Source organism: Halorubrum sp. JWXQ-INN 858, assembly GCF_009806985.1.
GTDB lineage: Archaea > Halobacteriota > Halobacteria > Halobacteriales > Haloferacaceae > Halorubrum.
This window is the reverse complement of record NZ_WUAX01000006.1, coordinates 81,935-108,317: the sequence shown is the minus strand read 5'-3', so window position 1 is coordinate 108,317 and position 26,383 is coordinate 81,935. Positions and strand designations below refer to the sequence as shown.

Genomic DNA, 26,383 nt, shown 5'->3' with positions numbered 1-26,383 from the left:
GACGAGCGTCGAGACCGCCCCCATCCCCGCCCGAGCGCGACTCGGTCGAATTTAAGTAGCTGCGCCCCACTTATTCGTATATGAGTAAATCGTATCTCGGCGCCGCGGACGACGTGGCGGACGACGACGTGGTGCGCATCGGCCTGAACGGCTTCGGTCGCATCGGGCGGAACGTGTTCCGCGCGGTCCTCGAGGACCCACGCATCGAGCTCGTCGGCATCAACGACGTGATGGACTTCGAGGACATGGCGTACCTCGCGAAGTACGACACCGTCATGGGTCGGCTCGACGGCGTCGAGCTCGACGACGAGTCGCTCGTGATCGGCGACACCTCGGTGTCGCTGTTCAACGTCCAGGACCCCGCGGACCTCCCATGGGGGGACCTCGACGTCGACGTCGTGCTCGAGTGTACCGGCGTGTTCCGTACGAAGGAGGAGGCGAGCGGTCACCTCGAGGGCGGCGCGGGGAAGGTCGTCATCTCCGCGCCCCCGAAGGGGGAAGCGCCCGTCAAACAGCTCGTGTACGGCGTCAACCACGAGGAGTACGACGGCGAGGACGTCGTCTCGAACGCCTCCTGTACGACGAACTCCATCACGCCCGTCGCGCAGGTGCTCGACGAGGAGTTCGGCATCGAGGCCGGCACCCTGACGACCGTCCACGCGTACACCGGCTCACAGACGCTCATCGACGGCCCCAAGGCGAAGACCCGACGCGGGCGCGCCGCCGCCGAGAACATCGTCCCGACGTCCACCGGCGCGGCCGGCGCGGCGACCGAGATCCTCCCCCAGCTCGAGGGGAAGATCGACGGAATGGCGATCCGCGTCCCCGTCCCGAACGGCTCGATCACGGAGTTCGTCGTCGCGCTCGACGAGCCCGTCACCGCCGAGGCCGTCAACGACGCGTTCCGTGACGCCGCCGACTCGGGGCCGCTCGCGGGCGTTCTGGGCTACACCGACGACGAGGTCGTCTCCAGCGACATCGTCGGCCTCCCGTTCTCCAGCTACGTCGACCTCCAGTCGACGAACGTCGTCGGCGACGGGACGCTCCTGAAGGTCCTCACGTGGTACGACAACGAGTACGGCTTCTCGAACCGGATGCTCGACACGGCGGCGTACGTCACCGACGAGTCGTAAGCGTCCCCGCGGTCGACGACCACCGACCACGACCACCACCGCCCACCGCGGATCCCCCAGAGATACATACCGCCGACCCGACCCGACACCCATGTCCACCTTCAGAACCCTCGACGACCTGCCCGACGACGCCACCGTGCTCGTACGACTCGACCTCAACTCGCCGATCGAGGACGGCGAGCCGCAGGACAACCGCCGCTTCGAACGCCACGCCCGGACCGTCCGCGAGCTTGCGGAGGCGGGCCACCGCGTCGCGTGTCTGGCCCACCAGGGCCGCCCGGGCGGCGGCGACTTCACGTCGCTGTCGGGCCACGCCGCGATCCTCGCCGACCACATCGGACGCGACGTCGGCTTCGTCGCCGACACCTACGGCGACGAGGCCGTCGCGGCCATCGAGGCGCTCGCCGCCGGCGAGGTGCTCCTGTTGGAGAACACCCGGATGTGCGGGGACGAACTGCCCGAGGCGTCGCCCGAGGAGAAGGCCGACACGGAGTTCGTGCGAACGCTCGCGCCGCTGTTCGACGCGTACGTCAACGACGCCTACTCCGCCGCCCATCGGAAGCACGCCTCGCTGGTCGGCTTCCCCCTCGTTCTCCCCGCGTACGCCGGCCGCGTGATGCAGTCGGAGTACGAGGCGAACACCGCCATCGCCCGCAAGGAGTTCGACGGTCCCGTCACGATGGTCGTCGGCGGGACGAAGGCGACCGACGTGATCGGCGTGATGGACGCGTTGGAGGGGACGGTCGACCGCTTCCTGCTCGGCGGCGTCGCCGGGGAGCTCTTCTTGCGCGCGGCGGGACACCCCGTCGGCCGTGACCTCGAGGGGATGGACCTGTTCGACGAGCAGTGGGCGGCGAACCACGAGGTCGTCGAGGAGATCTTGGCGGCCCGTGCCGACGAGGTCCACCTCGCGACCGACCTCGCCTACGAGGACGCCGACGGCGACCGCGCCGAACACCGGGTCGCGGACATCGACGAGAAGACGGTCGCGTACCTCGACGTCGGCACCGGGACCGTCGAGGCGTACGACCCCCTGATCCGCGAGTCCGACGCGGTGTTCGTGAAGGGGGCGCTCGGCGTCTTCGAGGACGAGCGCTTCTCGGTCGGGACCGTCGGCGTGCTCGAAGCGATCGCCGACACCGACTGCTTTTCGGTCGTCGGCGGCGGCGACACCTCCCGAGCGATCGAGATGTACGGGCTGGACGAGGCCGACTTCTCGCACGTCTCCATCGCCGGCGGCGCGTACATCCGCGCGCTCACCGGCGAGCCGCTACCGGCCGTCGAGCTGCTCGAGGCGAGCGCGGAGGCGTAGCCCGGTCTCCGACCCTCTCTCGGCGCTCTCCGGCGCTCTCTCGGCTTCTCCCCCTACGTCCCGGTTCCGCTGCTCATGTTGCCTTCCTCGTCTCCCCTTCGCCGCTTCGCGGCGCGGTCGCGCCATCCCGTCGCGTCGTCGATCCGCGCGAACGCCTCGCGCTCGCGCGGACCGCCGCAGCGCTCGACGACGTCCGCGAAGTAGCCGAGCCGGTCGAGCAGGGCGTCCGTCTCGAACCCCGGAACGTCGAGCCGGGAGGCAGCCACGGTGGCGTCGATCGTCGCCCCGAAGCCGCGGTTGATCGTCGGGACGCGCTCGGCGATCGTCCCGGCCGCGACCGGCGTCAGCTCCCACGTCCGGATCGTGGTGTCGCCGGCGGTCTCCGCGCCGACCGCCTCGACGGTCACCTCAACCCAGGCGTCCGCGTTCGGCAGGATCCGCTCCGGCGACTCGCGGACCGTCAACGCGGCGTCGACGAACTCGCGGGGGTCCGACGTGAACTGGACGACCCCGCCGCCGCGCTCCTCGAAGTTCCGCCAGGTCCGGGTCCGCCCGTACGTCCGCGCGGTGACGGGGTCCCCCGGATTCGCGGGCGCGTGCAGGCCGAGCGCCGCGGCGTTCCACAGCCCGTTCGGACCGAGCGTCGCGACCACCGACTCGGTGACGCCGCACAGCTCGACGGGCCACGCCGCCGACTCCTCGGCGTCGTCGCTCACGACCGCACCTCCACGCCGCGGCGCAGCGCGACGTACAGCGCGGCGCAGGTCAGGTCGGCGGTCGTTCCGGGGTTTATTCCCTCCGCGACGAACGCCTCCGCGAGGTCCTCGGCGGCCGCGAGATCGACGCGTCCGCCGTCGTCGACGAGGGCCGCGGCCCGGCGGCTGGCCTCGCGGGCGACGTCCGGACCGCGGGCCGTCGCGACGAGCGTGTCGGGCTCGCGAGCGAGCTGCCTGAGGAACGCCCGGGCCGCGCGGTCCGCGACCGGCCCCTCGTCGCCGGCGATCCACCGGGCCGCGCGGAACGTCCGCGGGAACCCGTCGATCCACTCCTGGGCGTTCCGGTCCGGGACCGCGTCCGCCGCGGCGGCTCCGTCGGCTCCCCCTTTCCCCTCCGTCGGCTCCGCTCCCGTCGCGTCGGCCGAGGGGCTCGCAGACAGCGCGAGCACGTCCCGAAGGTCGAGGTCGCGCTCGCGGAGCGTGGGCTCGGCGTCGCCCCCGCGGCGGACGTCGAGGGCGGCGGCGTCGGCGGGCGGGTCGCCGACCGCGACGTCGACGCGTTCGAACGCCCGGTAGAAGGCGACCGCGTCGTCGACGGTCGTCGCCCGGGCCACGCGGTCGACGCCGCCCGGAGAGAGGTCGCCCGCGGCGGTCGCCCGGACCAGCGGCGTCAGGAGGAGCAGGCACCCGAACTGCGTGTTCGTCCCCGCGCGGTCGGCCATCCCGGTGACCGCCCGCTCGAACGCGTCGCCGACGGCCCCGCCACGGGCCGCGCGCGCCAGCCCGTCGCGCGCGCCGACCGCCCCGCCGAGGAACGACTCGAACCGGAGGTCCGCGAGGTCGCGACGGCGGTCGACGTTGCCCGGCTTCGGCGTCCCCGCGACCTCCAACAGCAGCGCGAGCGTCGCGTCGTCGACCGGGGAGCGAGCGGGCTGCGGCCGGTCCTCGGCTTCCTCGGCTCGCTCGGCTCCGTCTGCTCGCTCGGCTCCCTCGGCTCCGTCGTCGGACCCACCCGTCATTCGCGATCACCCGCGGTCGGCGGCGGGGACGGCCGACCGTCGCGCCACGCCGCGACCGCGTCGGCGACCCGCGGGAGGACTCGGGGATCGGCGGTCGCCCCGGTCGGCCGTCCGACGCTCACGGCGTCCGCGCCGTGGGCGGCGTATTCGGCGACGGTCGCCCGGTCCCGGACCCCGTTGTTGGCGACGAGCGTCAGGTCCCAGTCGGCGGTCGCCCGCGCGGCCGCGAGGTCGGCGACGACGGGCTCCGAGTCCATCGCGTCGACGTGGAACCAGTCGGCCCCCGCCGCCGCGACCGCGTCCGCGACCGCGACGAGATCGACGCCGGGCACCTCCGCGCGGACCTTCACGCCCGTCGTCGCGCCCGCGTCGACCGCGGCGGCGACCGCGTCCGCGAGCCGGTCGGCGTCCCGCAGCAGCGACTCACCGCAGCCGACCGCACACAGCTCGGGCTGCCGGCAGTGCGCGTTGACCTCGCAGATCGCGTCGTGTGCGGCACACACCGCGGCGGCCTCCCGGATCGGGTCGAGAGTGGCGCTCCGGACGTTGACGCCCGCCCGGACCGGCGCGTCCGCGAGCGCCTGGAGCTGGCGGTCGATGAACGCCGGCGGCGAGGCGGGGAGGAACTCCGACCGCTCGCGGGCGACGAGGTCCCGCGCGGCCGCGCGGCTGGCCGGGTCGAGCGCGATCCCGCCGAGGACCGCGACGTCGACGTGCGTGCTCGCCGCCCGCGCCCACGCCGCGTTCGCCTCGCCGCTGAGGCTGGCGGCGACGAGGAACGGCCCGTCCGCCGGCCACGGTCCGCGGTGGGATGCCGTGGCTTCGCCCGACGACGCGTCGTGGGGTGACGACGCGTCTCGAGGTGACGACGCGTCCCGGGAGGACGGTCGCGGGCTCACGCGACCGCCTCCAGCGCCCGTTTGCAGGCGCGGGCGACGCGTTCGGCGTCGTCCGCGTCGTCGATCCGCGTGTCGGTCCGCTCGACGTGCCGGTCGAGGGCGGTCGGGTCCGCGTCGTCGAGGACGAACGCGTCCGCGAACGGGTACGCGTCGGCGACGCCCGCGGTCGAGGGCTCGTGGCCGACGCCGGCCATCAGCGCCGCGGCGGGCCCCGAGAACACCTCGTCGCCGACGAACGGGGAGACGGCGACGACCGGCGTCCTCGCGAGCGCCGCCTCGATCCCCGGCACCGCGAGGAGCGGGCCGATGCTCGTCACGGGGTTCGACGGGCCGATCACGACGGGGTCGGCGAGCGCGTCGCGGACGGCGTCGGTCGGGGTCGCGGCGTCCGCGCCGCGGAACTCGACGTCCGCGACCGTCGGCTCCGCGCGCCGCGCGACCCAGTACTCCTGGAAGTGGATCGTCTCGCCGGCCGCCGTGTGGATCAGCGTCGCGACGGGGTCGTCCGACATCGGGAGGAGCGCCACGTCGAGGCCGAACGCGTCGGTGAGCGTCCGCGTGACCGCGGTGAGCGTCTCGCCCTCGTCAAGCAGGCTCGTCCGCGTGAGGTGGACCGCGCGGTCGCGGTCGCCGATCTCCATGAACTCCGCGACGCCCGAGAAGCGCCGCCAGCGGGCGATCTCACGCCCCGCCGTCTGCGCGTCGGCGTCGAGGTAGCGGGGGCCGCCCGCGAGGCCGGCCGCGTCCGCGAGCCGCATCAGCTCCGCGTGCGTCGCCGTCGTGTCGCCGTCGATCCCCCACCAGCGCTCGCGGTCGAGCACGTCGCCGCCCGCGAACAGCACCGTGTCGAGGTCCGGACAGACCAGGTGGCCGCCGAGCTCGACGTCGTCGCCCGTGTTGGCGACGACGGTGACGTCGGTCGGCTCGAACGGGCCGGCCGCACCCTCGAGGAGCTTCGGCGTCCCCGTGCCGCCGGCGAGGAAGGTTACCATACCGGCGAAAGGCGGGCCCCCGATTTGTATCCTCGGCTCCGCGACGCGAGCCGTCGTTCGAGCGTGTACTCATCAGGAGCCGACGACGGTGACACGACGGCGACGGCAACAGTGACCGCGACAGCGACGGCAACAGTGACCGCGACAGCGACGGCGACAGCGACGACAGGAGTCCGCGCGTCCGAAGTGTGCCGTCGACCCGCGGTCGGCGCGCACCCGTTCGGGCCCGCTGGGCCCGAACGGCGCGCGAGGGAGCCTCGCGGCCGCTTATAAGCGGCCGCGGGGCGAGGCTGGGGAGGCGTGAGGTGCGGTCGCGGTGCCGTGGCCACTCAGACGCCGCCGAGAGCGCGTCGCCCGGTTCGCCCTCCAACGCCCGCACCGGACCGAGTCACCCGCCACGCTTCGTTTATAAACGCAGCTCCGAGCCCCACTTATAAACGATCCACCGAACTCCGTTTATAAGCACCCACCGAATTCCGCTTATAAACTCCCCACCGCGATCTGCTGATAAACACCCTACCGCGAACCGCTTATAAACGCCCAGCCGAGGGCGACCCTGTCACTCGTCGACGGCGACGCTCGTCTGCATCAGCTCCGTGTTGAACGCGCTCCCCGCGCCGTCCGCGTCGAGCACGATGACGCCCGCGCCCGACCCCGTCAGCTCCTCGAACTCCGCCATCGCCCGGTCCGCGGCCGCCGCCGCGTCGAGCCCGTCCTCGAGGTGCGAGACGGCCCGCTCCGTGAGCGTCACGCGCGCGATGTCCTCGCCCGCGCCCGTGGCGCTCGCGCCGCCCGCCTCGGTGCAGAAGAAGCCCGATCCGACCTGCGGCACGTCGCCGACGCGGCCCGCGAGCGCGAACGACCGCCCGCCGGTCGAGGTGGCGGCCGCGAACGCCTCGCCGTCCGACGCGACCGCGCCGACGGTGTCGTGGTCGGGCGCGTCCGACTTGCCAGCCTGATCGTCGCCGGAGCCGAACCGCGTCTCGAGCCACGCGAGGTGCTCGCGCGGGCCGCCCCGCGGCGGGTCCTCCGCCTCGTACCGCTCGCGCTTCTCGTCGGTCAGGAGGTCGACGTCGGTGTCGACCCCGAACTCGTCCGCGAGCGACACCGCGTGCTCGCCCGAGACGAAGATGTGGGGCGTCTCCGAATGCACCACGCGGGCGACGCTCACCGCGTGCTCGACGCCCGGCATCGAGCAGGCCGCGCCGATCGCCCGGTCCGACGTCATCACGCCCGCGTCCGTGCGGACGACGCCGTCCGACTGGACCGCGCCGCCGACGCCCGCGTTGAACCGCGGGCTCGTCTCGAGCACCCCCACCGCCCGCTCGACGGCGTCGAGCGGGCTCGTTCCGTCCGTCCCCGCCGCGGCCGCCTCGTCGAGGACCGCCTGTCTCGGTTCCGGCTCGTCCGGAGCGCCGCCCGCGCCGCCGTGGACTATCACGCGCATACGGACCGTCCCGACGGGGGTCGTCTTAAGCCTCGGGGAAGCGCCCGTCGCCGCCGGTTTTTATGCGACCGGGGCCCGAACCGTTTCGCCGTGCCTCCGACCTCCGTGCTGCTCCCGACCGTCCGCTGGACCGACGCCTGCACGGAGGTCGCGACGGACCTCGGGCCCGACGACGAGCTCCTCGTGATCGCGGACACGGCCGCCGACCCCGTCGCCGACCGCCGGGACGAGACGCCGGACGGCGTCCGGATCGTTCTCGCGGGCGAGCCGACGGGCTGTTCCGGGAAGGCCAACGCCATCGCCGCCGGCATGGAGGCGGCCGCGGCCGACCGGATCGTCTGGACCGACGACGACTTCCGCCACCCGCCGGGCTGGCTCGCCGCGCTCAACGCCGACTACGACCGGCAGGGCCCGACGACGGAGCTCCCGGTGTTCCTCGGGCGCGACCCGCTCGGGGTCCTGTTGGAGCCCGCGTACCTGATCGGCGGCACCCTCGCGGTGTCGCTCGCCGGGATCGCGTGGGGCGGGGCCGTCGTCTTCGAGCGCGACGACCTCGACGAGGCCGCGTTCCTCGCCGACCTCCGCCGCAGCGTCAGCGACGACGGCACGCTGACCGACCACCTCGACGTGACGGCCGTCGACCGGACGCGACGGGTCCCGGCGGGGGGCTCGGCTCGGGCGTCGCTGGAGCGGTTCGTCCGGTTCCTGTGGATCACGCGGTACCACGCACCATGGGCGACCGCAGGCAACGTCGTGCTCGCGGTCGTGCTGTCGGCGCTCCTGCTCGTCGCGCCGCTCCCGACGCTTTCGGTCGTGACCGTGCTGTCGGCGGCGACGTACGCCTGGGCCGGCCTTCGCCGACCCACGTTCCTGCTCGCGGGTCCTGCAGCCCTCGTCATGCCCGCGCTGATGGCGTACGCGTTCGCCCGACGGACGTTCGTCTGGGGCGGCCGGCGATATCGCTGGACCGGGAAGCGCGACGTGACGGTGGAGCCGGAGCGATCGTGAGTGATTCGGCGTAAGCGGCAGGACTCGCCGTGGTCGGAAAGCGGCAGGCACTTTAGGTCGGTGTGAGAAGCCACGAACGTTCATGAGCTACGACAAAGTCGAAGTTCCGGAGGAGGGCGAGGCGATCCAGGTCGCCGACGAGGAGACCGGCGAGCTGGACGTCCCGTCGAACCCGATCATCCCGATCATCCACGGCGACGGTATCGGCACCGACGTCGGACCCGCCGCCCAGAAGGTGCTCGACGCGGCCGCCGAGGCGACCGGCCGTTCCATCGCGTGGATGCGCGTCTACGCCGGCGAGGCCGCCCGCGACAAGTACGGCGAGAACCTCCCCGAGGACACCGTCTCCGCGATCCGCGCCCACCGCGTCGCGATCAAGGGCCCGCTGACGACGCCCGTCGGTGCCGGGTTCCGCTCGCTCAACGTCGCGCTCCGAAAGACGCTCGACATGTACGCGAACGTTCGGCCGACCTACCACATCGACGGCGTCCCGTCGCCCGTCAAGGAACCGGAGAAGATGGACATGATCACGTTCCGGGAGAACACCGAGGACGTGTACGCCGGCGTCGAGTGGGAGGCCGGCACCGACGAGGTCGAGCAGGTCCGTGACTTCCTCGAAGACGACATGGAGATCGCCGACGTCATTCACGACGGCCCCGTCGGCATCGGCGTCAAGCCCATCTCCGAGTTCGGCTCGAAGCGGCTCATCCGCGAGGCGATCGACTACGCCCTCGCGAACGGCCGCGACTCCGTCACCCTCGTCCACAAGGGGAACATCATGAAGTTCACCGAGGGCGCGTTCCGCGACTGGGGCTACGAACTCGTCGAGGAGGAGTACGACGACGACGTCATCACCGAGGACGCGCTCTGGGAGGAGCACGACGGCGAGCAGCCTGAGGGCACGCTCGTCGTGAAGGACCGCATCGCCGACAACATGCTCCAGCAGCTGCTCACCCGGACGGAGGACTACTCCGTCATCGCGACGATGAACCTCAACGGCGACTACATGTCCGACGCCGCCGGCGCGCAGATCGGCGGGCTCGGGATCGCGCCCGGCATCAACCGAGGACACGGCCGCTGTCTCGCCGAGCCCGTCCACGGCTCCGCGCCCAAGTACGCCGGCCAGGACAAGGTGAACCCCACCGCGATGATCCTCTCGGGCCGCGAGATGCTCGACTACCTCGGCTGGAAGGACGCCGCCGACCTCGTCCGCGACGCCGTCGAGGAGACCATCTCCTCCGGACACGTCACCTACGACCTCCACCGTCAGATCGAGGGCGGCGAGAAGCTCGCGACCTCCGAGTTCGCCGACGCCGTCGTCGAGAACATCGAGAAGCTCGCGTAAGCGACCCGACCTGACCGTCTCGACGTCGGCGATCCGCGGTCAACGACCCACGATCGGCGATCCGCGGCTGACGACCCACGATCGACGATCCGCCGTCTCTCCGTTTTTCTCCTCTCTATCGCCCGGGAGCCCGGATGCTGAGCGGTGCCGCGATACCCGATCGTTTTCATAATAACGAATATTAAATTCTGAAACGAGAATACATCTTCTGATCGTAACAACGCTTAAGTGGTGAGCGAACGAACGTCGAACCGTTATGAGCACTCAAAAACACGCCCGACAGCAGTACGGCGACGTCCACGAGAGCGAGGCGCTCCGCATCCCCGAGGAGAAGGCCGAGCAGCTCGTCGACGCGCTCAACACGGACCTCGCGGCGACCTACGTGCTGTACCACCAGATCAAGAAGCACCACTGGCTCGTCGAGGGCGCGGAGTTCCGCGACATCCACATCTACCTGGGCGAGGTCGCCGCCGACCTCGAGGAGGGTGCCGACCACATCGCCGAGCGCGCCCAGGCGATCGGCGGGGTGCCGCTCTCGGGCGGTGCGAACCTCGAGGAGCACGCTCCCGTGACCCCCGAGGGGAAGGACGCCTACGACATCCGGACGTCTCTCGAGAACGACCTGGAGATGTTCGGGGACATCACGGAGACGCTCCGCGAGCACATCCAGCTCGCGAACAACCTCGGGGACTACGCCACCGAGGAGCTCCTCCGTGACACGCTCGAGACCGTCGAGGAGCACGGCCACCACATCGAGCACTACCTCGAGGACGACACGCTCGTCCACGAGCAGTAGTCGCCCTCGCGAAGGGCACCCCAACAGGGACCTCACGGAATCGACGACACCGGCGGGCGTTCGGCATCGAACGACGACCCCAGCCGGATGACGGTCTCACGTTTTTGCTCGCGTCATCACCGACCGATCGACCGCGATCAACCGAGCGACCGCTATCGATCGCCGTCCCGGACCCTCGGCGTCCTACCCACGATCCCCGACGCTCCTACCGCTCGAGGTCGACGGTGAGGTCCGTCGCGATCCACGCCTCGGTGTTACCCTGCTCGGTGAACACCGTCCGGTCGGGCGAGGTGTGACTCGCAGCGACGATGGGGAGGTCGTTCACGGACGCCTCGGGGCCGGCTTCCAGTCCGTCTCCGCTACTCATTACCGGGTCGTGGGGGTCAGGGAGCCATATAGGTTTCGGTGGGCCTAAACCGAGCGCGAGGGGGGACGGCGACTGGAGCCCGTCACGTCGGGACGACGCCACCGCCCGATCGCGGCGAAGCACGGTAAAACACGGACACAGCCACGTGATACACGACGACGGACCCGCAATACTCGAACGAACCCACGATATCGGAACGAACCCGCGATATCGGAACGAACCCGCGATATCGGAACGAACCCGCGATACGGGCAACGAACCGGGGATACCGGTGTCCATTACTCGCCCCGGCGCGGAGGGTGGACGATGACGCCGTCGCTTTTCACGCCGCTATCGATCCGTGACACCGAGATCCCGAACCGAGTGATGCTCTCGCCGATGTGTCAGTACTCGGCCGACGACGGCCTCGCGAACGAGTGGCATCGGGTCCACCTCGGTTCGCGCGCGGTCGGCGGCGCGGGGCTGGTCATGGCGGAGGCGACCGCCGTCGAGCCCCGCGGTCGGATCACGCCGGGCTGTCTCGGGATCTGGTCCGACGAGCACGTCGAGCGGCTCGAGCCGATCACGGAGTTCGTCCGATCGCAGGGGTCCGTCCCCGCGATCCAGCTGGCCCACGCCGGGCGGAAGGGCTCACACGCGGTCCCCGCCGACGGCGGTCACGGGCTCGGCCCCGATCACGAGGACGGGTGGGAGACCGTCTCCGCGAGCGACGACCCGTACCCGGAGGAACGACAGGCGGCAACCCGCCGGCTCGACATCGACGGGATCGCGGACGTGACCGAGTCGTTCCGGGCGGCCGCCGAACGCGCGCTGGCGGCCGGCTTCGAGGTCGCGGAGGTGCACGCCGCACACGGCTACCTGTTCCACCAGTTCCTCTCGCCGGTCACGAACGACCGCGACGACGAGTACGGCGGGAGCTTCGAGAACCGGACGCGGCTGCTCCGCGAAGCCGTCGCCGCGGTGCGCGACGTCTGGCCGGCGGACAAGCCCCTGTTCGTCCGGATCTCCGCGACCGACTGGCTGCCGGATCGGCCGTCGTGGGACGTCGACGACTCGGTGCGGCTCGCGCCGCTGCTCGTCGACGCCGGGGCCGACCTGATCGACGTCTCCAGCGGGGGGATCCACCCGGACCAACGGCTCCCCGGGACCGGCCCCGGGTATCAGGTCCCGTGCGCCGAGGCGGTCCGCGAGCGCGCGGACGTCCCCGTGGCCGCCGTCGGCGGGATCACGGAGCCGGCACACGCCGACGCGCTCGTTCGGAACGGGCGCGCCGACCTCGTCGCGATCGGCCGCGAGCTGCTCCGACACCCGTACTGGCCGCTGGAGGCGGCCCACGAGCTCGGGGCCGACATCGAGTGGCCGGTACAGTACCGGCGCGGACGGTTCGACTGAGCCGGTCGACGAGCGCCCACCCGACTCGGCTGGCGTTTCGCCGACCCTGACGGGCTTTTTACCCGCGGACCGCCAAAGGGGGCGTATGAGTTCCCGTGACCGATCACGCGACGACGACCTCGAGGAGCGGCTCGACGAGCTCGAGGACGTGCTCTCGGAGCTACGACGCGACCTGCGACGCGACGAACGGGACCGACGCGGACCGCCGCGCCCGCCGCGGATCTCGGAACTTCTGCGGTTCACCGAGCAGTACACCATCCCGACGGTCATCGCCCTGTTGGAGGCGACGATCAAGTCGCTGAAGCTGGTCCAGGGATCGCTCCGGCTCGCGGACCCGACCCGCGGGCTCGACGCCGACGCCGCCGGCGACGCGACCGCCGACCGGCTCGCCGGCGTCCGCGACGAGGCCAGCGCCGGGCTCGCGCGGTCGCTCGCCGAGCTCCGGACCGCGCTCTCCGAGGCCGACCTCCCGGAGGACGCCGCGTCGCGGTCGATCGTCGCGGACGCACGCGACCTCACCGCCGAGATCGAGGCCCGGATCGAGGAAGGCCGACGCGAGGTCGACGCCCACCGAGACCGCGGTCGCGACGGTCGACGGGAGGCGTCGAGCCGCGCCGACCGCTCCGAGAACGCTGCCGACGGCGCGGTGCATATCGACGTGACCGACCCCGACGACGCGGCGAGTCAGACGGACGCGACCGGCGGCGATGGAGCGGACGTCGACGAGGACTCGACGAACGGCGACGACGCCCCGGAGGTCGACGTGGAGTCCGAGCTGGAATCGATCAAACGACAGATCGACGGAACCGGGGGCGACGACGATGGAGACGGCCGGGACGGCGACGATGGAGGCGGCCGGGACGGCGACGATGGGGACGACACCGGACGGGACGGCGACGATGGGGACGACACCGGACGGGACGGCAACGGATCGGACGGGAGCGATGTCGGCGACGACGACTCTTAAAAAAACCAACCGACGACGGCGACGACCCTTAAAAGTCCACGCCGAGCGTGTCGGCGACGCGCGCCGCGGAGTCGAGCAGGAGCGCGTCGTCGTCGGTGAACACCTCCAAGGCGACGGTTCCCTCGAAACCGACGAGTTCGTCGCTCAACATCTCGTAGTCGACCTCGCCGGCCCCAACGGGGATGTGCGTGTCGCCGCGACGGCGGACGTCGTGGAGGTGGAGGTGTGAGACGAGGTCGCCGTTGCTCCGCAGGAACCGCCGGATCGCCTTGTTGTCGCCCTCCATGTAGGCGTGCCCGACGTCGAAACAGACCGGCGTCCCCGTCTCGCGAGCGAGGTCGCCGAGCACGGAGAGCTGGAGCCCGCCGTGGTGGTGGCCGACGTTCTCGACGACGACCTCCACGCCGGCCTCCCGCCCCGCGTCCGCGACCCGCCGGAGCTGGGCGGCCGCGACCTCCCGGAAGGCGACGTCGTCTCGGTCCGCCGAGGTGGCGTGGAGCACCGCCTTCTCCGCGCCGAGGTCGCCGACCGTCTCCAGGAGCCGACGCTGATAGGCGACGATCGCGTCGTTGATCTCGTCCGCGTAGCTCGTCAACGGCTGGCTGTACGGGAGATGAACGAGGAGGTCGCGCCCCGCGAGCGCGCGGTCGAGCCGGTCCGGGTCGATCGTCTCGGGCGGGAGACTACCCGAGCCGATCCCGAGCTCGACGAAATCGAACGCCGGAGGCGAGTCGGCGAGCCGACCGAGGTCGTCGCCGACGGTGAGGCCGATGCGCATGCCGGTGGTGGGTCCGCGCGGTCCAAATAGCTATCGTGAGCGGGTTACGGTCGATCCGCCGGGTCGCCGAATCACCGTCCCGCGGCCCGACGCGCGGGACACCATTTATCCCCGCCGCGCGAGACGTGTCGGTATGCTTCGGGACGCGCTATCGACGCCGACGCGGACGGACGACGCCGCGGGCGTCCTCGTCGTCGGAACGGTGTTGACGCTCCTGACGTGGACCGTCGTCCCGGCCTGGCTCCTCGTGTCGCTCCTCTTCCCGCCGCTTTTCGTGCTCGCGCCGGTCGTGTTCGCGCCTCCGCTCGTGCTCCGAGGGTACTTCGTCCGGGTCGTCGCGGGAGGGCTCGCCGCCGCGGACGAGCCGATCCCCCACGGCGGGGCCCCGTCCTTCGTGAGGTGGGGAGGCCTCTACCGCGACGGCCTGAAGTCGGTCCTGCTCAGCGCGTGCTACCTGCTCCCGCTGGCCGTCCTCGTCGGGGCGGGGACGTTGGCCGGCGCGTTCGTCTCGCTCGGACGGGTCGACCTCTCGCCCGTCGCCGAGGGGATCGATGGGGGAGGGACCGTCGGAAGCGGGTCCGTCGGAAGCGAGGTCGTCGGAAGCGAGGTCGTCGGGGTCGGAGCCGTCGGGATCGCGCCCGCCGACGCGGTCGTCGCGGTGCTCGGCGGCTTCGTCGGCGTCCTCGCGCTCGGCTACCTCGTCGCGTTCGCGTACCTCCGACCGGCCGCGCTCGCACTGTTCGCGAGCTCGGGGCGACTCCGCGACGGGCTCCGGCCGGGCCGCGTTCTCGCGGTCGCCGCCTCCGGCGACTACGCCGCCGGGTGGGTCCTCGCGGCCGTGACGCTGCTCACCGGGTACGCGCTCGCGGCTCCGTTCGTCCCGCTCCTCGTCGGGATCGGCGTCGTCTTCGCGACCCGGTTGGTCGTCCACGCGCTGTACGGACACGGCGCTGCCGACGCGATCGCTCGGCTCGACGGCGACGCTCCGACCCGAACGCGTGTGCAGGCGACGCACACCGCCGACTCGACGCACACCGCCGACTCGGCGCACACCGACGACTCGATGGGGTCGGGCGACGAACCGGTCGCGGCGGCGACCGGGGGGCGTCGGGGTCGACCGTCGACCGACGAGCCACCGCCGGCGGTCCAGACCGGCCGATCGGTGCCGCGCACGGCGACGGACGTGCTCGCGGCGGCGGCCGCCCGGGAGGCCGCCCAGAAGGCCGAACGGGGCCGTGTCGCTCCGGGGCGGGGCCGTGCCGCCCGGGACCGATCGGAGTCGGAGCCTGATGAGGTGGCCGACGAGGGCGACGACGCCTCCGGGAGCGCCGGGTTCGACTGGGGACCGTCGACCGAGGAGCCGCGGCGGTGACGCCCGTCGAGTGCCGGACTGGCCGCGCGCGGTGAGCGCGGATGCCGAGCGCGGATGCCAAGGGTTGATACCCCGCGGGGCGAACGAGCGCCCATGCGCATCGCCGACCGGGGGTACGGCGAGGAGGGCCGGGAACGGCTCACCCTCGTCCCCGAGAACGTCGACGACCTCTGGCACCTCGCACACGTCCTCGAACCGGGCGATCTGGTCTCGGGGGACACGACCCGTCGCATCCAGCGGGACGACGACCGGATGCGGGACACCGGGGGGCAACGCGAACACCTCTTCGTCACCATCGAGGTCGACACCGTGGAGTTCGCGCGGTTCGCCAACCGGCTGCGTGTCGGCGGCACCATCGTCGGCTGTTCCCGCGAGGACCAGCTCGGGAACCACCACACGCTCAACGTCGAGCAGCACGACGAGGTCACCGTCGAGAAACGTTTCAAGCCGGACCAGACGGAGCGGATCGAGGAGGCGACGGAGGCCGCCGAGAACCCCGACGTCGCCATCGCGACCGTCGAGGAAGGGGCGGCGTCGATCCACACCGTCCAGCAGTACGGCACCGAGGAGTACGCCTCGTTCACGAAGCCGACGGGCAAGGGCGAGTACTCCCGACCGCGCGACGAGCTGTTCGCCGAGCTCGGCGAGGCGCTCTCGCACCTCGACGCCGACGCGGTGATCCTCGCGGGGCCCGGCTTCACGAAGAACGACGCCCGCGACTACATCGCGGAGGCGTTTCCGGACCTGACGGGGAGCCTGACGACGGTCGACACCTCGTCGGCTGGCGAGCGCGGGGTTCACGAGGTGCTCAAACGGGGCGCGGTCGACGAGGTCCAAAAGGAGACGCGGATCTCGAAGGAGGCGAACCTGATCGACGACCTCACCGAGAACATCGCCACCGGCGCGAAGGCGACGTACGGCCCCGAGGACGTCGCTGAGGCGGCGGAATTCGGCGCGATCGAGACGCTGCTCGTCGTCGACGACCGCCTGCGGACGGAGCGGCAGGGCGAGGGCGACTGGTCGATCGACGTCAACGAGGTCATCCGGACGGTCGAGCGACAGGGCGGCGACGTCGTCGTCTTCTCCGCGGAGTTCGCGCCCGGCGAACAGCTCTCGAACCTCGGCGGCATCGCCGCGATACTCCGATACCGGCTGCAATGACGGACGAGGAACCCCGCGGCTACGACGAGGCCCACTACTCGAACGAGAAGAGCGGGGTGGGCTACTGGGTCGAGCGCTACTTCTTCGGGGGGATCGAGCTGACCGTGCTGTCGACGCCCGCGTTCGTCCCGGTCGTGCTCTTTCAGTTCCACTACCCGGACGCGGTCCCGCTGGCCGGGATCGCCGCGATCGGCGCGGGGTCGCTGGCGTTGGCCCTCTTCCGCGCCCGCGCCGTCGACGTCGGACGCTGGCCGCGGCTCGGCGAGTTCGCGAGCGTCCCCCTGCGGGCGGCGTACTTCTCGGCGCTGTTCCTCGCGGCGACGTTCGGCGTCGCCGCCGTCGCGACCGCGGCCGGATCGCTCGGGCTCGCGTTCCTCGGCGGCGGGGTCGTGCAAGTCGTCGGGCTCGCCGCCTTTCCGACCGTCTACCGGGCGGTCCACGGCGAGCCGACGCGCCACCCGAGCCAACGGGTCTGACCGGGTCCACGGGCGGACGTCAGCGCCGCGTTCCCCGCTTTCCATGACTTTATGCGCGACCCCGGTTCAGGGGGAGTGTACGTGTCCCGTGATACCCGGCTGTGGGGGATCCTCTCTCGGCTCCCGAACCCCATCCGCCGCTTCGTCCTCGCCATCGCCCTCCTCCTCGCGCGCGTCGGGGCAGTCGACGAGACTCGGGCCCGCCGAACGACGGACCTCGCGTGGCCGCGGATCCTCACCGGCGTCGCCCGCAAGTCGAAAAGCGCCGTCGACATCGCGATGGTCGGCATCGCCGTCGGGCCGGCGGCGATCGCCGGGATCGGGTTCGCCGGGCCGTTCTGGGGGTTGGCGTTCACCGTCGGCGGCGGCTTCGCCACGGGGGCGATCGCGCTCATCTCCCAGCGCTACGGGGCGGAGGCGTTCGACCAGATCGGACAGGCGGTCCGCACGAGCTCCTTCATCGTCGTCGCCGCGACGCTGCCGATCACGGTCGCTCTCTTCGCGTTTCCGGCGGAACTGATCGGCCTGCTGACGAACGACCCGCGAGCGATCGAGCTCGGCGGCGCGTACCTCCAGATCGTCGCGCTCGGGATCCCGTTCGCCGGGCTCAACCTCGTGGGAGGCCGGGTGTTGATCGGCGCCGACGACTCGTGGACGCCGATGGTCATCCGCGGCGGCGGGGCGGTCGCCAACATCGGGCTCAACGTGGTGTTGATCTTCGGGCTGGGGCTCGGCGTCGTCGGGGCCGCGATCGGCACGGTGCTCGCGAACGTCGCCGTCACCCTCGCGTTCGGGATCGGGCTCGCGCTCGGACGGCTCCCCGGCGTGGGTGCGTTCCCCGTGTCCGTCTCCTTCCGCGGCCGGTACGTCCACCGCGAGACGATCGCCGACATGGTTCGGATCAGCACGCCGGCCGTCGGGCGGCGCATGGTGTGGACGGGAGCCCGGTTCCCGCTGTTGGCCATCATCGCGCTGTTCGGCTCGCACGTCGTCGCCGCCTACGTGATCAGCCGGCAGGTCTGGGGGCTGATGAACACGCCCGGTTGGGGGTTCGGCCTCTCCGCGAGCAGCCTGGTCGGCCAGTCGCTCGGCGAGGGCGACGAGGCCGGCGCGGAGGCGTACGGTCACGAGATCATGCGGATCTCCGTCGTGACGTACGCGATCGGCTCCGCCGTCGTCTTCGTCTTCGCCGACCCGATCGTGGTCCTGTTCGTCGACGACCCGACGGGCGAGACGGTCGACGTCGCGGTCGGGCTGGTTCGCGCGGCGGCGATCGCCGTGATCGCCCGCGGGATCGGCGGGACGTACGCCGGCGCGCTCGACGCTACCGGCGACACGCGCTGGCCGTTCTACAGCCGCGCCGTCGGGATGTTCGGGGTCGCGATACCCGTGGCGTACCTCGGCGCGACGACCGCGCTCGGTCTGTGGGGCCTGTACCTGTCGTACTTCGGACAGTCGCTCGTCCCCGCGGCCGTCAACTACTACCGGTTCTCGACCGGGAAGTGGAAGGCGATCAGCCAGCAGTACCGCCCCGACGCGGCCACGGGCGACGACTGATCCGGCCGGGAGCGCGGGGGCGGCGACAATCCGGCTGGAAGCCCGGGACGACTATCGACCCGTCAGCGCCTCGCTCGCCGGTGCGAACGGGACCGGCGTCCCCCGCCCACGCTCCGCGGCGCGCTCGTACAGCAGGTGGGCGGCCGCGACCGTCTCGATCCCCGTCCCGCCGGAGTCGAAGACGGTCACCTCGTCGTCGCTCGTGCGCCCGGGGTGGGTGCCGGCGACGACGTCGCCGAGCTCGGCGGCGACGTGGTCCGCGTCGATCAGCCCGGCCTCCATCGCGGCGATGAACGACCCGGCGTCGACGGTCGCCCGTGCGGCCAGGTCGGGGACGTACGTCGCCCGCGCGACGAGCGCGGGCGGAAGTTCGTTCTTCTCGGGGTGATACTGCCCCATGGCGGTGACGTGGGTCCCCGGCTCGACGTCGGCGTCGTCGATCACGGGCACGCTCGACGTCGTCGCCGTCACGATCACGTCCGCGTCGGCGACCGCCGCGCTCGCGTCCGCCACCGCGGTGACGTCGGCGTCGAGCCGCTCGTCGAACTCGGCGGCGAACGACTCGCGGTTCGCGGCGGTCGGCGAGAAGACGCGAACCGCCTCGAACGGGCGGACCGTCGCGGTCGCACGGAGCTGTCCGCGGGCCTGTGGACCGGTGCCGATCACCGCGATCTCGGTCGCGTCGGCGCGGGCCAGCGCGTCGACGGCGACCGCGCCCGCCGCCCCCGTCTTGAAGGGGTTCATCGAGGCGCCGTCGAGCAGCGCGAGCGGCTCCCCGGAGTCGGCGTCGAACAGCGGCGTCACGAACCACGCGTCGCGATCGGTGAAGCCGGCCGAGTACGTATACCCGCCCATCGCGCCCGTCTCGGGGAGGATCGCGGCGTACGTGGTGAGCATGCCCGGCGGGTCGCGGGTGCCGAGCTTCGTCCGCGGCTCGGCGGGTGCGCCCTCGCCGACCTGACGGTAGCCGTCGCGGACGGCCGCGACGTAGTCGGCGGGGTCGGCGAGGTCGTCGACGTCGGGACTCGAGAGGAACAGCGCGTCGGTCATACCCTCACTGCGGGGCGCGAGGATTAAACGGTACAGGCCGACGAGCGGAGCGAGACGGGACGGAGAGCCGGACGGAAGGGGAGGGAGAACGGAACGGAAGGGGAAGGGGAGGGAGAACGGAACGGGAGGGGAGGGAGAACGGCAGAGACGACCGGAGCGCGGAAGCTGCTGGACGCGGACGGGAAAGGTCGCGGAGGTGTCGGAGGGCGTCAGCGGAACCACGCCTTCCGGCCCTTGCGACGGATCACTCCGAGGTCCCGGGCGGGGTCGGTCCGGCTCCCGCGGACGGCGACGGCGCGGCGGCGTTGACTGGACCCTTGACGAACATCGCGTGGCCCATCAGGCCGATCGCGACGGCCGCGCCCACGGGCAACGCGATCAGCAACGACAGCCCCACCAGGTTCAACAGCGCGGTGATTCCGATCAGGGCAGCCGGGATGAGCCCGAGCACGTAGTCGTAGTAGCCAGTCATAATATAGCACATACTATGACCGTGTATGTTATAATTCTTTCTCGTACCCATCCCGTTACGACGTGCTCGGGGCCACGTGACACATCCATAAGTTATGGATGGCTATCGACGACAGGATAGCCGTACCGCCCGACAGAGCCCCCTTATCGGGCCGGCGATTGGCGGTGACCAGCCACGTATATCGAGGGAACACAGCACATGGAGCTGCGGAAGAACGGAGCGATCCCTCTCGTCGAAGCTCCGGGGCAGTCGACGTCGCGTCAGACACGGACCCCCGTAGACGACGAGGTTTTAAAGCCGGCTTCCGTAGTGTGATACAAGATGACATACAGCACCGCGACGGGACCGGAGATCGCCCGACTGGACGGTGATGTTCGTCGGGGCAACAGGCTTATGGCCGCCCCGCGTACAGGTATCCCTGATCCCCGCGAGAAACCATGAACGAAGTCCAACTCGAAGTGGCGAAGGCGTACCCGAACGACTCGGGGCGCGGTATCGCCCGGCTCGATCCCGACACGCTGTTACACCTGAAGCTATCGCCCGGCGACATCATCGAGATCGAGGGCGCGGAGACGACCGCCGCCAAAGTGTGGCGCGCGGACCGACAGGACTGGAACACGGACACGGTCCGCATCGACGGGTTCACGCGACAGAACGCCGACGTCGGCATCGGCGAGCGCGTCACCATCCGGAAGGCGGAGGCCGAGAAGGCCGAGAAGCTCGTGTTGGCCCCGCCCGAGGAGGCCTCCGTCCAGTTCGGCTCCGACGCCGCCGGGATGGTGAAACGCCAGATCCTCAAGCGCCCGGTCGTCGAGCGCGACATCGTCCCCGTCATGAGCTCGACGAACCACCCGTTCATGCGCTCGCCGGGACAGGCGATCCCGCTTATCGCCGTCGAGACGGAGCCCGAGGGCGTCTGTCTCGTCACTGAGGACACGGAGGTCGAGCTCCGCGAGGAGCCGATCTCCGGGTTCGAGAAGACCGGCGGCGGCATCACCTACGAGGACATCGGCGGCCTGCAGTCGGAGATCCAGCGCGTCCGGGAGATGGTCGAGCTCCCCATGAAGCACCCGCAGATCTTCTCGAAGCTCGGGATCGAGCCGCCACAGGGCGTGTTGCTCCACGGCCCGCCCGGCACCGGGAAGACCCTGCTCGCGAAGGCCGTCGCCAACGAGACGTCGGCGTCGTTCTTCTCGATCGCGGGCCCGGAGATCATCTCGAAGTACTACGGCGAGTCCGAACAGCAGCTCCGGGAGATCTTCGAGGACGCGAAAGACGAGTCGCCGTCGATCATCTTCATCGACGAGCTCGACTCGATCGCGCCCAAGCGCGAGGACGTCACCGGCGAGGTCGAACGGCGCGTCGTGGCCCAGCTGCTCACGATGATGGACGGCCTGGAGACGCGCGGACAGGTGATCGTCATCGCGGCGACGAACCGCGTCGACTCCGTCGACCCCGCCCTCCGCCGTCCGGGCCGGTTCGACCGCGAGATCGAGATCGGCGTCCCCGACGAGGTCGGCCGCAAGGAGGTCCTCCAGATCCACACGCGCGGGATGCCGCTGTCCGACGACGTCTCGCTCGACCACCTCGCCGACGAGACGCACGGGTTCGTCGGCGCGGACATCGAGAGCCTGACGAAGGAGGCGGCGATGAAGGCCTTACGGCGGTACCTCCCCGAGATCGACCTCGACGAGGAGGACATCCCGCCGAGCCTCATCGACCGGATGATAGTGAAACGGAGCGACTTCTCCGGCGCGCTCAACGAGGTCGAGCCCTCGGCGATGCGGGAAGTGCTCGTCGAGCTCCCGAAGATCTCGTGGGACGACGTCGGCGGATTGGAGGAGGCGAAACAGCAGGTCCAAGAGTCCGTCGAGTGGCCGCTCACCTCGCCCGAGAAGTTCGCACGCATGGGCGTCGACGCACCGAAGGGCGTCCTCCTCTACGGCCCGCCCGGAACCGGCAAGACCCTGATGGCGAAGGCGGTCGCCAACGAGACGAACGCCAACTTCATCTCCGTGCGGGGGCCACAGCTGCTCTCGAAGTGGGTCGGTGAGTCCGAGAAGGCGATCCGTCAGACGTTCCGGAAGGCGCGGCAGGTGAGCCCGACGATCGTCTTCTTCGACGAGCTCGACAGCCTCGCGCCCTCCCGCGGGCAGGAGATGGGCAACAACGTCTCCGAGCGCGTCGTCAACCAGCTCCTCACCGAGCTCGACGGGTTAGAGGAGATGGGCGACGTGATGGTGATCGGGGCGACGAACCGTCCGGACATGATCGACCCCGCGCTGTTGCGCTCCGGCCGGTTCGACCGGCTCGTCATGATCGGCCAGCCCGACCAGGGCGGCCGCGAACAGATCCTCGAGATCCACACGGCGGAGACGCCGCTCGCGCCGGACGTCAGCCTGCGGGAGATCGCGGAGATCACCGATGGCTACGTCGGCTCCGACCTCGAGGGGATCGCGCGGGAGGCGGCGATCGAGGCGCTCCGCGACGACGACGACGCGACCGAGGTGGAGATGAAACACTTCCGGCGAGCGATGGAGTCGGTCCGGCCGACGATCACCGAGGACCTCCTCTCGTACTACGAGGACGTCGAGCGGGAGTTCAAGGGCGGCGGACGGGACGCGATGCGCGACACCGGCTCCGGCCGTATCGGGTTCCAGTAGGCGGTCGGAACGGGCCGGTTTCCCCGAGCGTTCGTCGGTTTTCAGACCGTCTCGGCGGCGTCTCTCGACTGCCTCGCTAGCGTCTCCCCCAACCCATCTACGGCCACGTCTCGACGGCGTCGCGACCCCCGTACGGACCCCACGGTCGACGCCGAGACGACAGGTCTATGACGGACGCCCGGCCAGTAGCAGGTAACTCACTACTCCTATGATCGAGCGTATTCACACCGTAGACGTCGAACCGGACGCCGACGAGGTCGCCATCGCGGGGCACGTACACGAGATCCGCGACCTGGGCGGGCTGGTCTTCCTCATCGTTCGCGACCGCGAGGGGCTCATCCAGGTCGTGTTCAAGGAGGAGCGCGAGCCGGAGCTGTTCGAGGCCGTCCAGGACGCGAGCGCGGAGGACGTCGTCCGAGTGGTCGGCGAACCGCTCGAGAGCGACCAGGCTCCCGGCGGCGTCGAGCTCGCGCCGACCGCCTACGAGGTGCTCGACGAGGCCGACTCGCCGCTCCCGCTGGAGATCTCGAAGGACATCGACGTCGACCTCTCCACCCGGCTCGACAACCGTGCGCTCGACCTCCGGAAGCCCGAGGTCCTCTCGGTGTTCACCCTGCGCTCGAAGCTGATGACCGCGATGGAGGAGTGGTTCGACGACGAGGGGTTCGTCGACATCAAGACGCCGCGCATCTCGAAGGGCGGCGCGGAGGGCGGCGCGGAGCTGTTCCCGATCCTCTACTACGACCGCGACGCGTTCCTCTCACAGAGCCCGCAGCTGTACAAACAGATCCTGATGGCGGCCGGCTACGAGGCCGTGTACGAGAACGGCACGGCGTTCCGCGCCGAGGACTTCGCGACGTCCCGACACGTCTCGGAGATCGCGATGTTCGACGTCGAACTCGCGTACATCGACGACCACCACGACGTGATGGACGTCCAGGAGGAGTCGCTGCGCTACGCGCTTCGGGCGGTCGCCGAAGGGGCCGAACGCGAGCTCGACGAGCTCGACGTCGACCTGACGGTCCCGGAGGAGGCGTTCCCGCGGATCACGTTCGACGAGGCGCTCGACCTGCTCGAGGACGAGTACGGCCACTTCCCGGAGGACCCCACGGACCTCGACACGAAGGGCGAGAAGCTCCTCGGCGAGCACTTCGAGGAGCAGGGCCACCCGGCCATCTTCGTCGTCGGCTACCCCGACGAGAAGTTCTACTACATGCAGGACGTCGAGGGCGACGGGATCGCCTCGCGGAAGTTCGACCTGATCTACAAGGGTCAGGAGCTCTCCTCGGGCGGCCAGCGCCAGCACGACGTCGACGTCATGCGCGAGGTGATGGCCGAGGAGGGCGTCGAGGAGGCGAACTTCTCGTTCTACCTCGAGGCGCTGAGCTTCGGGACGCCGCCCCACGGCGGCTACGGGCTCGGCATCGACCGGCTCGTCCAGCAGGTCGCCGAGCTCGACAACATCAAGGAAGCGATCATGTTCCCGCGCGACCCGAACCGGCTGGAACCCTGAGGCGCGACCGCGCTCGCGTCGCGGTCGTCTCGACGTAGCGTCGTACCGCCGTACCGAACCCGCACAGCCCTATTAAGCGCGTTTCGGCGTGCCGATGTCCGGCACGGACCCTTTTAAGCGTGTCCCGAAACAGGGAGTCGTATGGACGCACCCGACGTGCTGTTGACCCACCACCTCGGCCTCGATCGCGCGTCGTCGCTGCAGGACGCGCTCTCCGGGCCGATAGCCGGGTCGGTTCGTGTCGCCCGCTCCCCCGACGAGACGCGGTCGGCCATCGCCGACGCGCGGATCGTCGTCACCGGGCGGTTCCCGGACGAGCTGATCGACCGGGCGACGTCGCTGGAGTGGCTCCACGTCGTCTCGGCCGGCGTCGACCACCTCGACCTCGACCGGCTCGCCGACGCGGGCGTCGTCGTCACCAACTCCTCGGGGATCCACGCCGAGCCGATCGCCGAGCAGGTGCTCTGGTACCTGCTCACGTTCGAGCGCCGGCTCGACGAGGCGATGGCGAACGCCGAGGCGAACCGCTGGCGGCGCGTCGAGGGCGGGGAGTTGCGCGGGCGGACGGTCGGCGTGATCGGCGTCGGCGCGATCGGGACCCGGATCGCGACGCTGTGTTCGGCGCTCGGAACCACCGTGCTCGGGACGAAACGCGACCTCGACTCGATGCCCCCGGTCGTCGACGAGGCGATCGCCGCGGACGACTACCACACGCTGCTTCGCCGGAGCGACTACGTCGTCCTCGCGTGCCCGTTGACCGACGAGACCGCGGGCCTGATCGGCGACGACGAGTTCCGGGTGATGGGACGGGACACCGTCATCGTGAACATCGGCCGGGGCGAGCTCTGTGACGAGCCGGCCCTTATCAGGGCGTTACAGTACGGACGGATCCGCGGGGCGGGCCTCGACACGTTCGCGACCGAGCCGCTCCCGCCCGACTCCGAGCTGTGGGACCTGCCGAACGCGCTCGTCACGCCGCACATGGCCGGCTCGTCGCCGCACAAACCGGAGCGGTGGCGCGAGATCGTGACGACGAACTACGAGGCGCTGCGGGCGGGCGACCTCGACGCGATGCGGAACCGCGTCGTCTAACGCGGCGTGTGCCGCGGCGTCGCGTCGACGCTCCCCAACGGCCGCCCCTCCGCCCCGTTGGCGGCAGTCGAGCCTGACCGTCAGCGACAATCGAGCCTGACCGTCAGCGACAATCGAGCCGGACCGTCAGCGATAGTCGAGCCGGACCGTCAGCGTCGACCGTCGCTCGGCGACGTGACGAGGAAGGTGCGACCGCCCCGTCGCTCGAGGTGGACCTCGCTGCCGCCGACGCGGTTCGCGCGGGCGCGGTCGGCGATGCGGTCGGCGCGGCATTCCGTCACGTCGACGCGCGTCGGCGCGGCGTAGCGGGGCGCGTCCTGGCTTCGCGTGCTCATACCACCTCATCGGCCGCGTGACACCCTATAAGCGAGCCATGCGCGGGGTGAAAGTGAAAGTAAAGGAAGGCGTCGGGGGTCGGTGGACGATGCGGCCTCGGACCGCAGTCGATACTGACGATCGGCGCTCGACGCCTGACGATCGTCGCTTGGCACTCGACAGTCGATCGGACGCTACCGACGGAGTCCCGCCTCCTCGTCGCCTTCGAGGAACCGGACGGTGAAGTAGTCGTAGCCGCCGTAGGCGGTGTCGAGCGCGCCCATCCACCAGTTCCACCGGTCGACGAGGGACGCGTCGTCGGGCGCGTCCGAGAGGTGACTCACCACGCCGGGGACGGTCAGCGCGTGCCCGCGGTCGCGCGACGGCTTCCCCGAGTCGGCGAGGTCGCGGGCCGCCCGGACGACCGCCCGGCGCTCCGCGCGGGTGCCGCCGAACTCCGCCGCCAGAGCGGCGTCGAGACGTTTCGAGTCCATATCCTCTCTACGTGCCGACGGTATTTGAGGTGCATGGTACCGTCAGA

Annotated in this window: 25 protein-coding genes; 14 read left to right on the top strand and 11 right to left on the bottom strand. The window is 70.9% G+C overall.

From position 1 onward, the window contains the following. Positions 1-80 precede the first annotated feature (80 nt). Together gap and GRS48_RS03895 are read left to right on the top strand one after the other, a co-directional pair. Positions 81-1,133 (top strand): type I glyceraldehyde-3-phosphate dehydrogenase, encoded by a 1,053-nt coding sequence (gene gap / locus GRS48_RS03900; RefSeq protein ID WP_159483741.1) that lies wholly within the window; start codon positions 81-83, stop codon positions 1,131-1,133. A 91-nt stretch (positions 1,134-1,224) separates the two neighbouring features. Beyond that, a complete protein-coding gene (locus GRS48_RS03895; RefSeq protein ID WP_159483739.1) occupies positions 1,225-2,445 on the top strand; it encodes a phosphoglycerate kinase in 1,221 nt (406 codons plus the stop codon). 53 nt (positions 2,446-2,498) lie between these two features. On the opposite strand, the gene GRS48_RS03890 is transcribed toward GRS48_RS03895, so the two are convergent. From GRS48_RS03890 to GRS48_RS03870, 5 genes are all read right to left on the bottom strand, one after another. Then, positions 2,499-3,161, bottom strand: coding sequence for a DUF447 domain-containing protein (locus tag GRS48_RS03890; RefSeq protein ID WP_321168282.1), 663 nt, complete (start codon positions 3,159-3,161; stop codon positions 2,499-2,501). After that, positions 3,158-4,180 (bottom strand): triphosphoribosyl-dephospho-CoA synthase, encoded by a 1,023-nt coding sequence (locus GRS48_RS03885; RefSeq protein WP_159483737.1) that lies wholly within the window; start codon positions 4,178-4,180, stop codon positions 3,158-3,160. Before GRS48_RS03885 ends, GRS48_RS03890 begins: the two co-directional genes overlap by 4 nt. Then, entirely contained in the window at positions 4,177-5,079 is a 903-nt protein-coding gene (locus tag GRS48_RS03880) for a tRNA-dihydrouridine synthase (protein ID WP_321168281.1), read from the bottom strand. The genes GRS48_RS03885 and GRS48_RS03880 overlap by 4 nt, the downstream gene beginning before the upstream one ends. Beyond that, on the bottom strand, positions 5,076-6,071 hold the full coding sequence (gene cofD / locus GRS48_RS03875) for a 2-phospho-L-lactate transferase (RefSeq protein ID WP_159483735.1): 996 nt from the start codon (positions 6,069-6,071) through the stop codon (positions 5,076-5,078). Before cofD ends, GRS48_RS03880 begins: the two co-directional genes overlap by 4 nt. Before the next feature lie 559 nt (positions 6,072-6,630). Beyond that, positions 6,631-7,518 (bottom strand): isoaspartyl peptidase/L-asparaginase, encoded by an 888-nt coding sequence (locus tag GRS48_RS03870; protein WP_159483733.1) that lies wholly within the window; start codon positions 7,516-7,518, stop codon positions 6,631-6,633. 90 nt (positions 7,519-7,608) lie between these two features. Between GRS48_RS03870 and GRS48_RS03865 the strand changes: the two genes are divergently transcribed. From GRS48_RS03865 to dpsA, 3 genes are all read left to right on the top strand, one after another. Further along, a complete protein-coding gene (locus tag GRS48_RS03865; protein ID WP_321168280.1) occupies positions 7,609-8,526 on the top strand; it encodes a glycosyltransferase in 918 nt (305 codons plus the stop codon). An 82-nt stretch (positions 8,527-8,608) separates the two neighbouring features. Beyond that, entirely contained in the window at positions 8,609-9,871 is a 1,263-nt protein-coding gene (gene icd / locus GRS48_RS03860) for an isocitrate dehydrogenase (NADP(+)) (protein WP_159483731.1), read from the top strand. 256 nt (positions 9,872-10,127) lie between these two features. Then, positions 10,128-10,667: a DNA starvation/stationary phase protection protein DpsA gene (dpsA, locus tag GRS48_RS03855; protein ID WP_159483729.1), complete on the top strand. Its 540-nt coding sequence runs from the start codon at positions 10,128-10,130 to the stop codon at positions 10,665-10,667. 205 nt (positions 10,668-10,872) lie between these two features. Here dpsA and GRS48_RS15010 read toward each other — a convergent pair whose 3' ends face one another. Next, positions 10,873-11,034 carry a hypothetical protein gene (locus GRS48_RS15010; RefSeq protein WP_200840198.1) on the bottom strand — a complete coding sequence of 54 codons (162 nt, stop codon included), beginning with the start codon at positions 11,032-11,034 and terminating at the stop codon, positions 10,873-10,875. Between the two features lie 306 nt (positions 11,035-11,340). Between GRS48_RS15010 and GRS48_RS03850 the strand changes: the two genes are divergently transcribed. Continuing rightward, a complete protein-coding gene (locus tag GRS48_RS03850; RefSeq protein WP_159483727.1) occupies positions 11,341-12,426 on the top strand; it encodes an NADH:flavin oxidoreductase/NADH oxidase in 1,086 nt (361 codons plus the stop codon). Positions 12,427-12,511: 85 nt separating this feature from the next. After that, positions 12,512-13,393 carry a hypothetical protein gene (locus GRS48_RS03845; RefSeq protein ID WP_200840197.1) on the top strand — a complete coding sequence of 294 codons (882 nt, stop codon included), beginning with the start codon at positions 12,512-12,514 and terminating at the stop codon, positions 13,391-13,393. A gap of 28 nt (positions 13,394-13,421) precedes the next feature. On the opposite strand, the gene GRS48_RS03840 is transcribed toward GRS48_RS03845, so the two are convergent. Beyond that, a complete protein-coding gene (locus GRS48_RS03840; RefSeq protein ID WP_159483725.1) occupies positions 13,422-14,171 on the bottom strand; it encodes a sugar phosphate isomerase/epimerase in 750 nt (249 codons plus the stop codon). Positions 14,172-14,304: 133 nt separating this feature from the next. On the opposite strand from GRS48_RS03840, the gene GRS48_RS03835 reads away from it, so the two are divergent. The 4 genes from GRS48_RS03835 to GRS48_RS03820 all read left to right on the top strand — a co-directional run bounded on the left by GRS48_RS03835 (position 14,305) and on the right by GRS48_RS03820 (position 18,737). Continuing rightward, positions 14,305-15,543: a DUF4013 domain-containing protein gene (locus GRS48_RS03835; RefSeq protein WP_159483723.1), complete on the top strand. Its 1,239-nt coding sequence runs from the start codon at positions 14,305-14,307 to the stop codon at positions 15,541-15,543. Positions 15,544-15,636: 93 nt separating this feature from the next. Further along, the gene (locus GRS48_RS03830; RefSeq protein ID WP_159483721.1) at positions 15,637-16,704 is read left to right on the top strand and encodes an mRNA surveillance protein pelota; all 1,068 of its coding nucleotides are present in this window, start codon (positions 15,637-15,639) and stop codon (positions 16,702-16,704) included. Continuing rightward, on the top strand, positions 16,701-17,180 hold the full coding sequence (locus GRS48_RS03825) for a hypothetical protein (protein WP_235027986.1): 480 nt from the start codon (positions 16,701-16,703) through the stop codon (positions 17,178-17,180). Before GRS48_RS03830 ends, GRS48_RS03825 begins: the two co-directional genes overlap by 4 nt. Positions 17,181-17,288: 108 nt before the next feature. Further along, positions 17,289-18,737, top strand: a complete 1,449-nt coding sequence (locus tag GRS48_RS03820) for an MATE family efflux transporter (protein WP_394351188.1) — start codon at positions 17,289-17,291, stop codon at positions 18,735-18,737. Between the two features lie 51 nt (positions 18,738-18,788). On the opposite strand, the gene GRS48_RS03815 is transcribed toward GRS48_RS03820, so the two are convergent. Both GRS48_RS03815 and GRS48_RS03810 read right to left on the bottom strand, forming a co-directional pair. Next, positions 18,789-19,787, bottom strand: a complete 999-nt coding sequence (locus tag GRS48_RS03815; RefSeq protein WP_159483716.1) for an ornithine cyclodeaminase family protein — start codon at positions 19,785-19,787, stop codon at positions 18,789-18,791. Positions 19,788-20,031: 244 nt separating this feature from the next. Continuing rightward, positions 20,032-20,259 carry a hypothetical protein gene (locus tag GRS48_RS03810; protein WP_159483714.1) on the bottom strand — a complete coding sequence of 76 codons (228 nt, stop codon included), beginning with the start codon at positions 20,257-20,259 and terminating at the stop codon, positions 20,032-20,034. A 437-nt stretch (positions 20,260-20,696) separates the two neighbouring features. Here GRS48_RS03810 and GRS48_RS03805 point away from each other — a divergent pair, with 437 nt between their 5' ends. The 3 genes from GRS48_RS03805 (at position 20,697) to GRS48_RS03795 (ending at position 25,527) form a co-directional block, all read left to right on the top strand. Beyond that, on the top strand, positions 20,697-22,922 hold the full coding sequence (locus GRS48_RS03805) for a CDC48 family AAA ATPase (protein ID WP_159483712.1): 2,226 nt from the start codon (positions 20,697-20,699) through the stop codon (positions 22,920-22,922). Positions 22,923-23,130: 208 nt separating this feature from the next. Continuing rightward, the gene (gene aspS, locus GRS48_RS03800; RefSeq protein ID WP_159483710.1) at positions 23,131-24,435 is read left to right on the top strand and encodes an aspartate--tRNA(Asn) ligase; all 1,305 of its coding nucleotides are present in this window, start codon (positions 23,131-23,133) and stop codon (positions 24,433-24,435) included. 141 nt (positions 24,436-24,576) lie between these two features. Further along, positions 24,577-25,527, top strand: a complete 951-nt coding sequence (locus GRS48_RS03795) for a D-2-hydroxyacid dehydrogenase (RefSeq protein WP_159483708.1) — start codon at positions 24,577-24,579, stop codon at positions 25,525-25,527. A 149-nt stretch (positions 25,528-25,676) separates the two neighbouring features. On the opposite strand, the gene GRS48_RS03790 is transcribed toward GRS48_RS03795, so the two are convergent. Beyond that, complete coding sequence (locus tag GRS48_RS03790; protein WP_159483706.1) at positions 25,677-25,862, bottom strand: hypothetical protein; 186 nt, start codon at positions 25,860-25,862, stop codon at positions 25,677-25,679. A 174-nt stretch (positions 25,863-26,036) separates the two neighbouring features. Next, positions 26,037-26,336 carry a hypothetical protein gene (locus GRS48_RS03785; protein WP_159483704.1) on the bottom strand — a complete coding sequence of 100 codons (300 nt, stop codon included), beginning with the start codon at positions 26,334-26,336 and terminating at the stop codon, positions 26,037-26,039. Between the last annotated feature and the right edge of the window lie 47 nt (positions 26,337-26,383).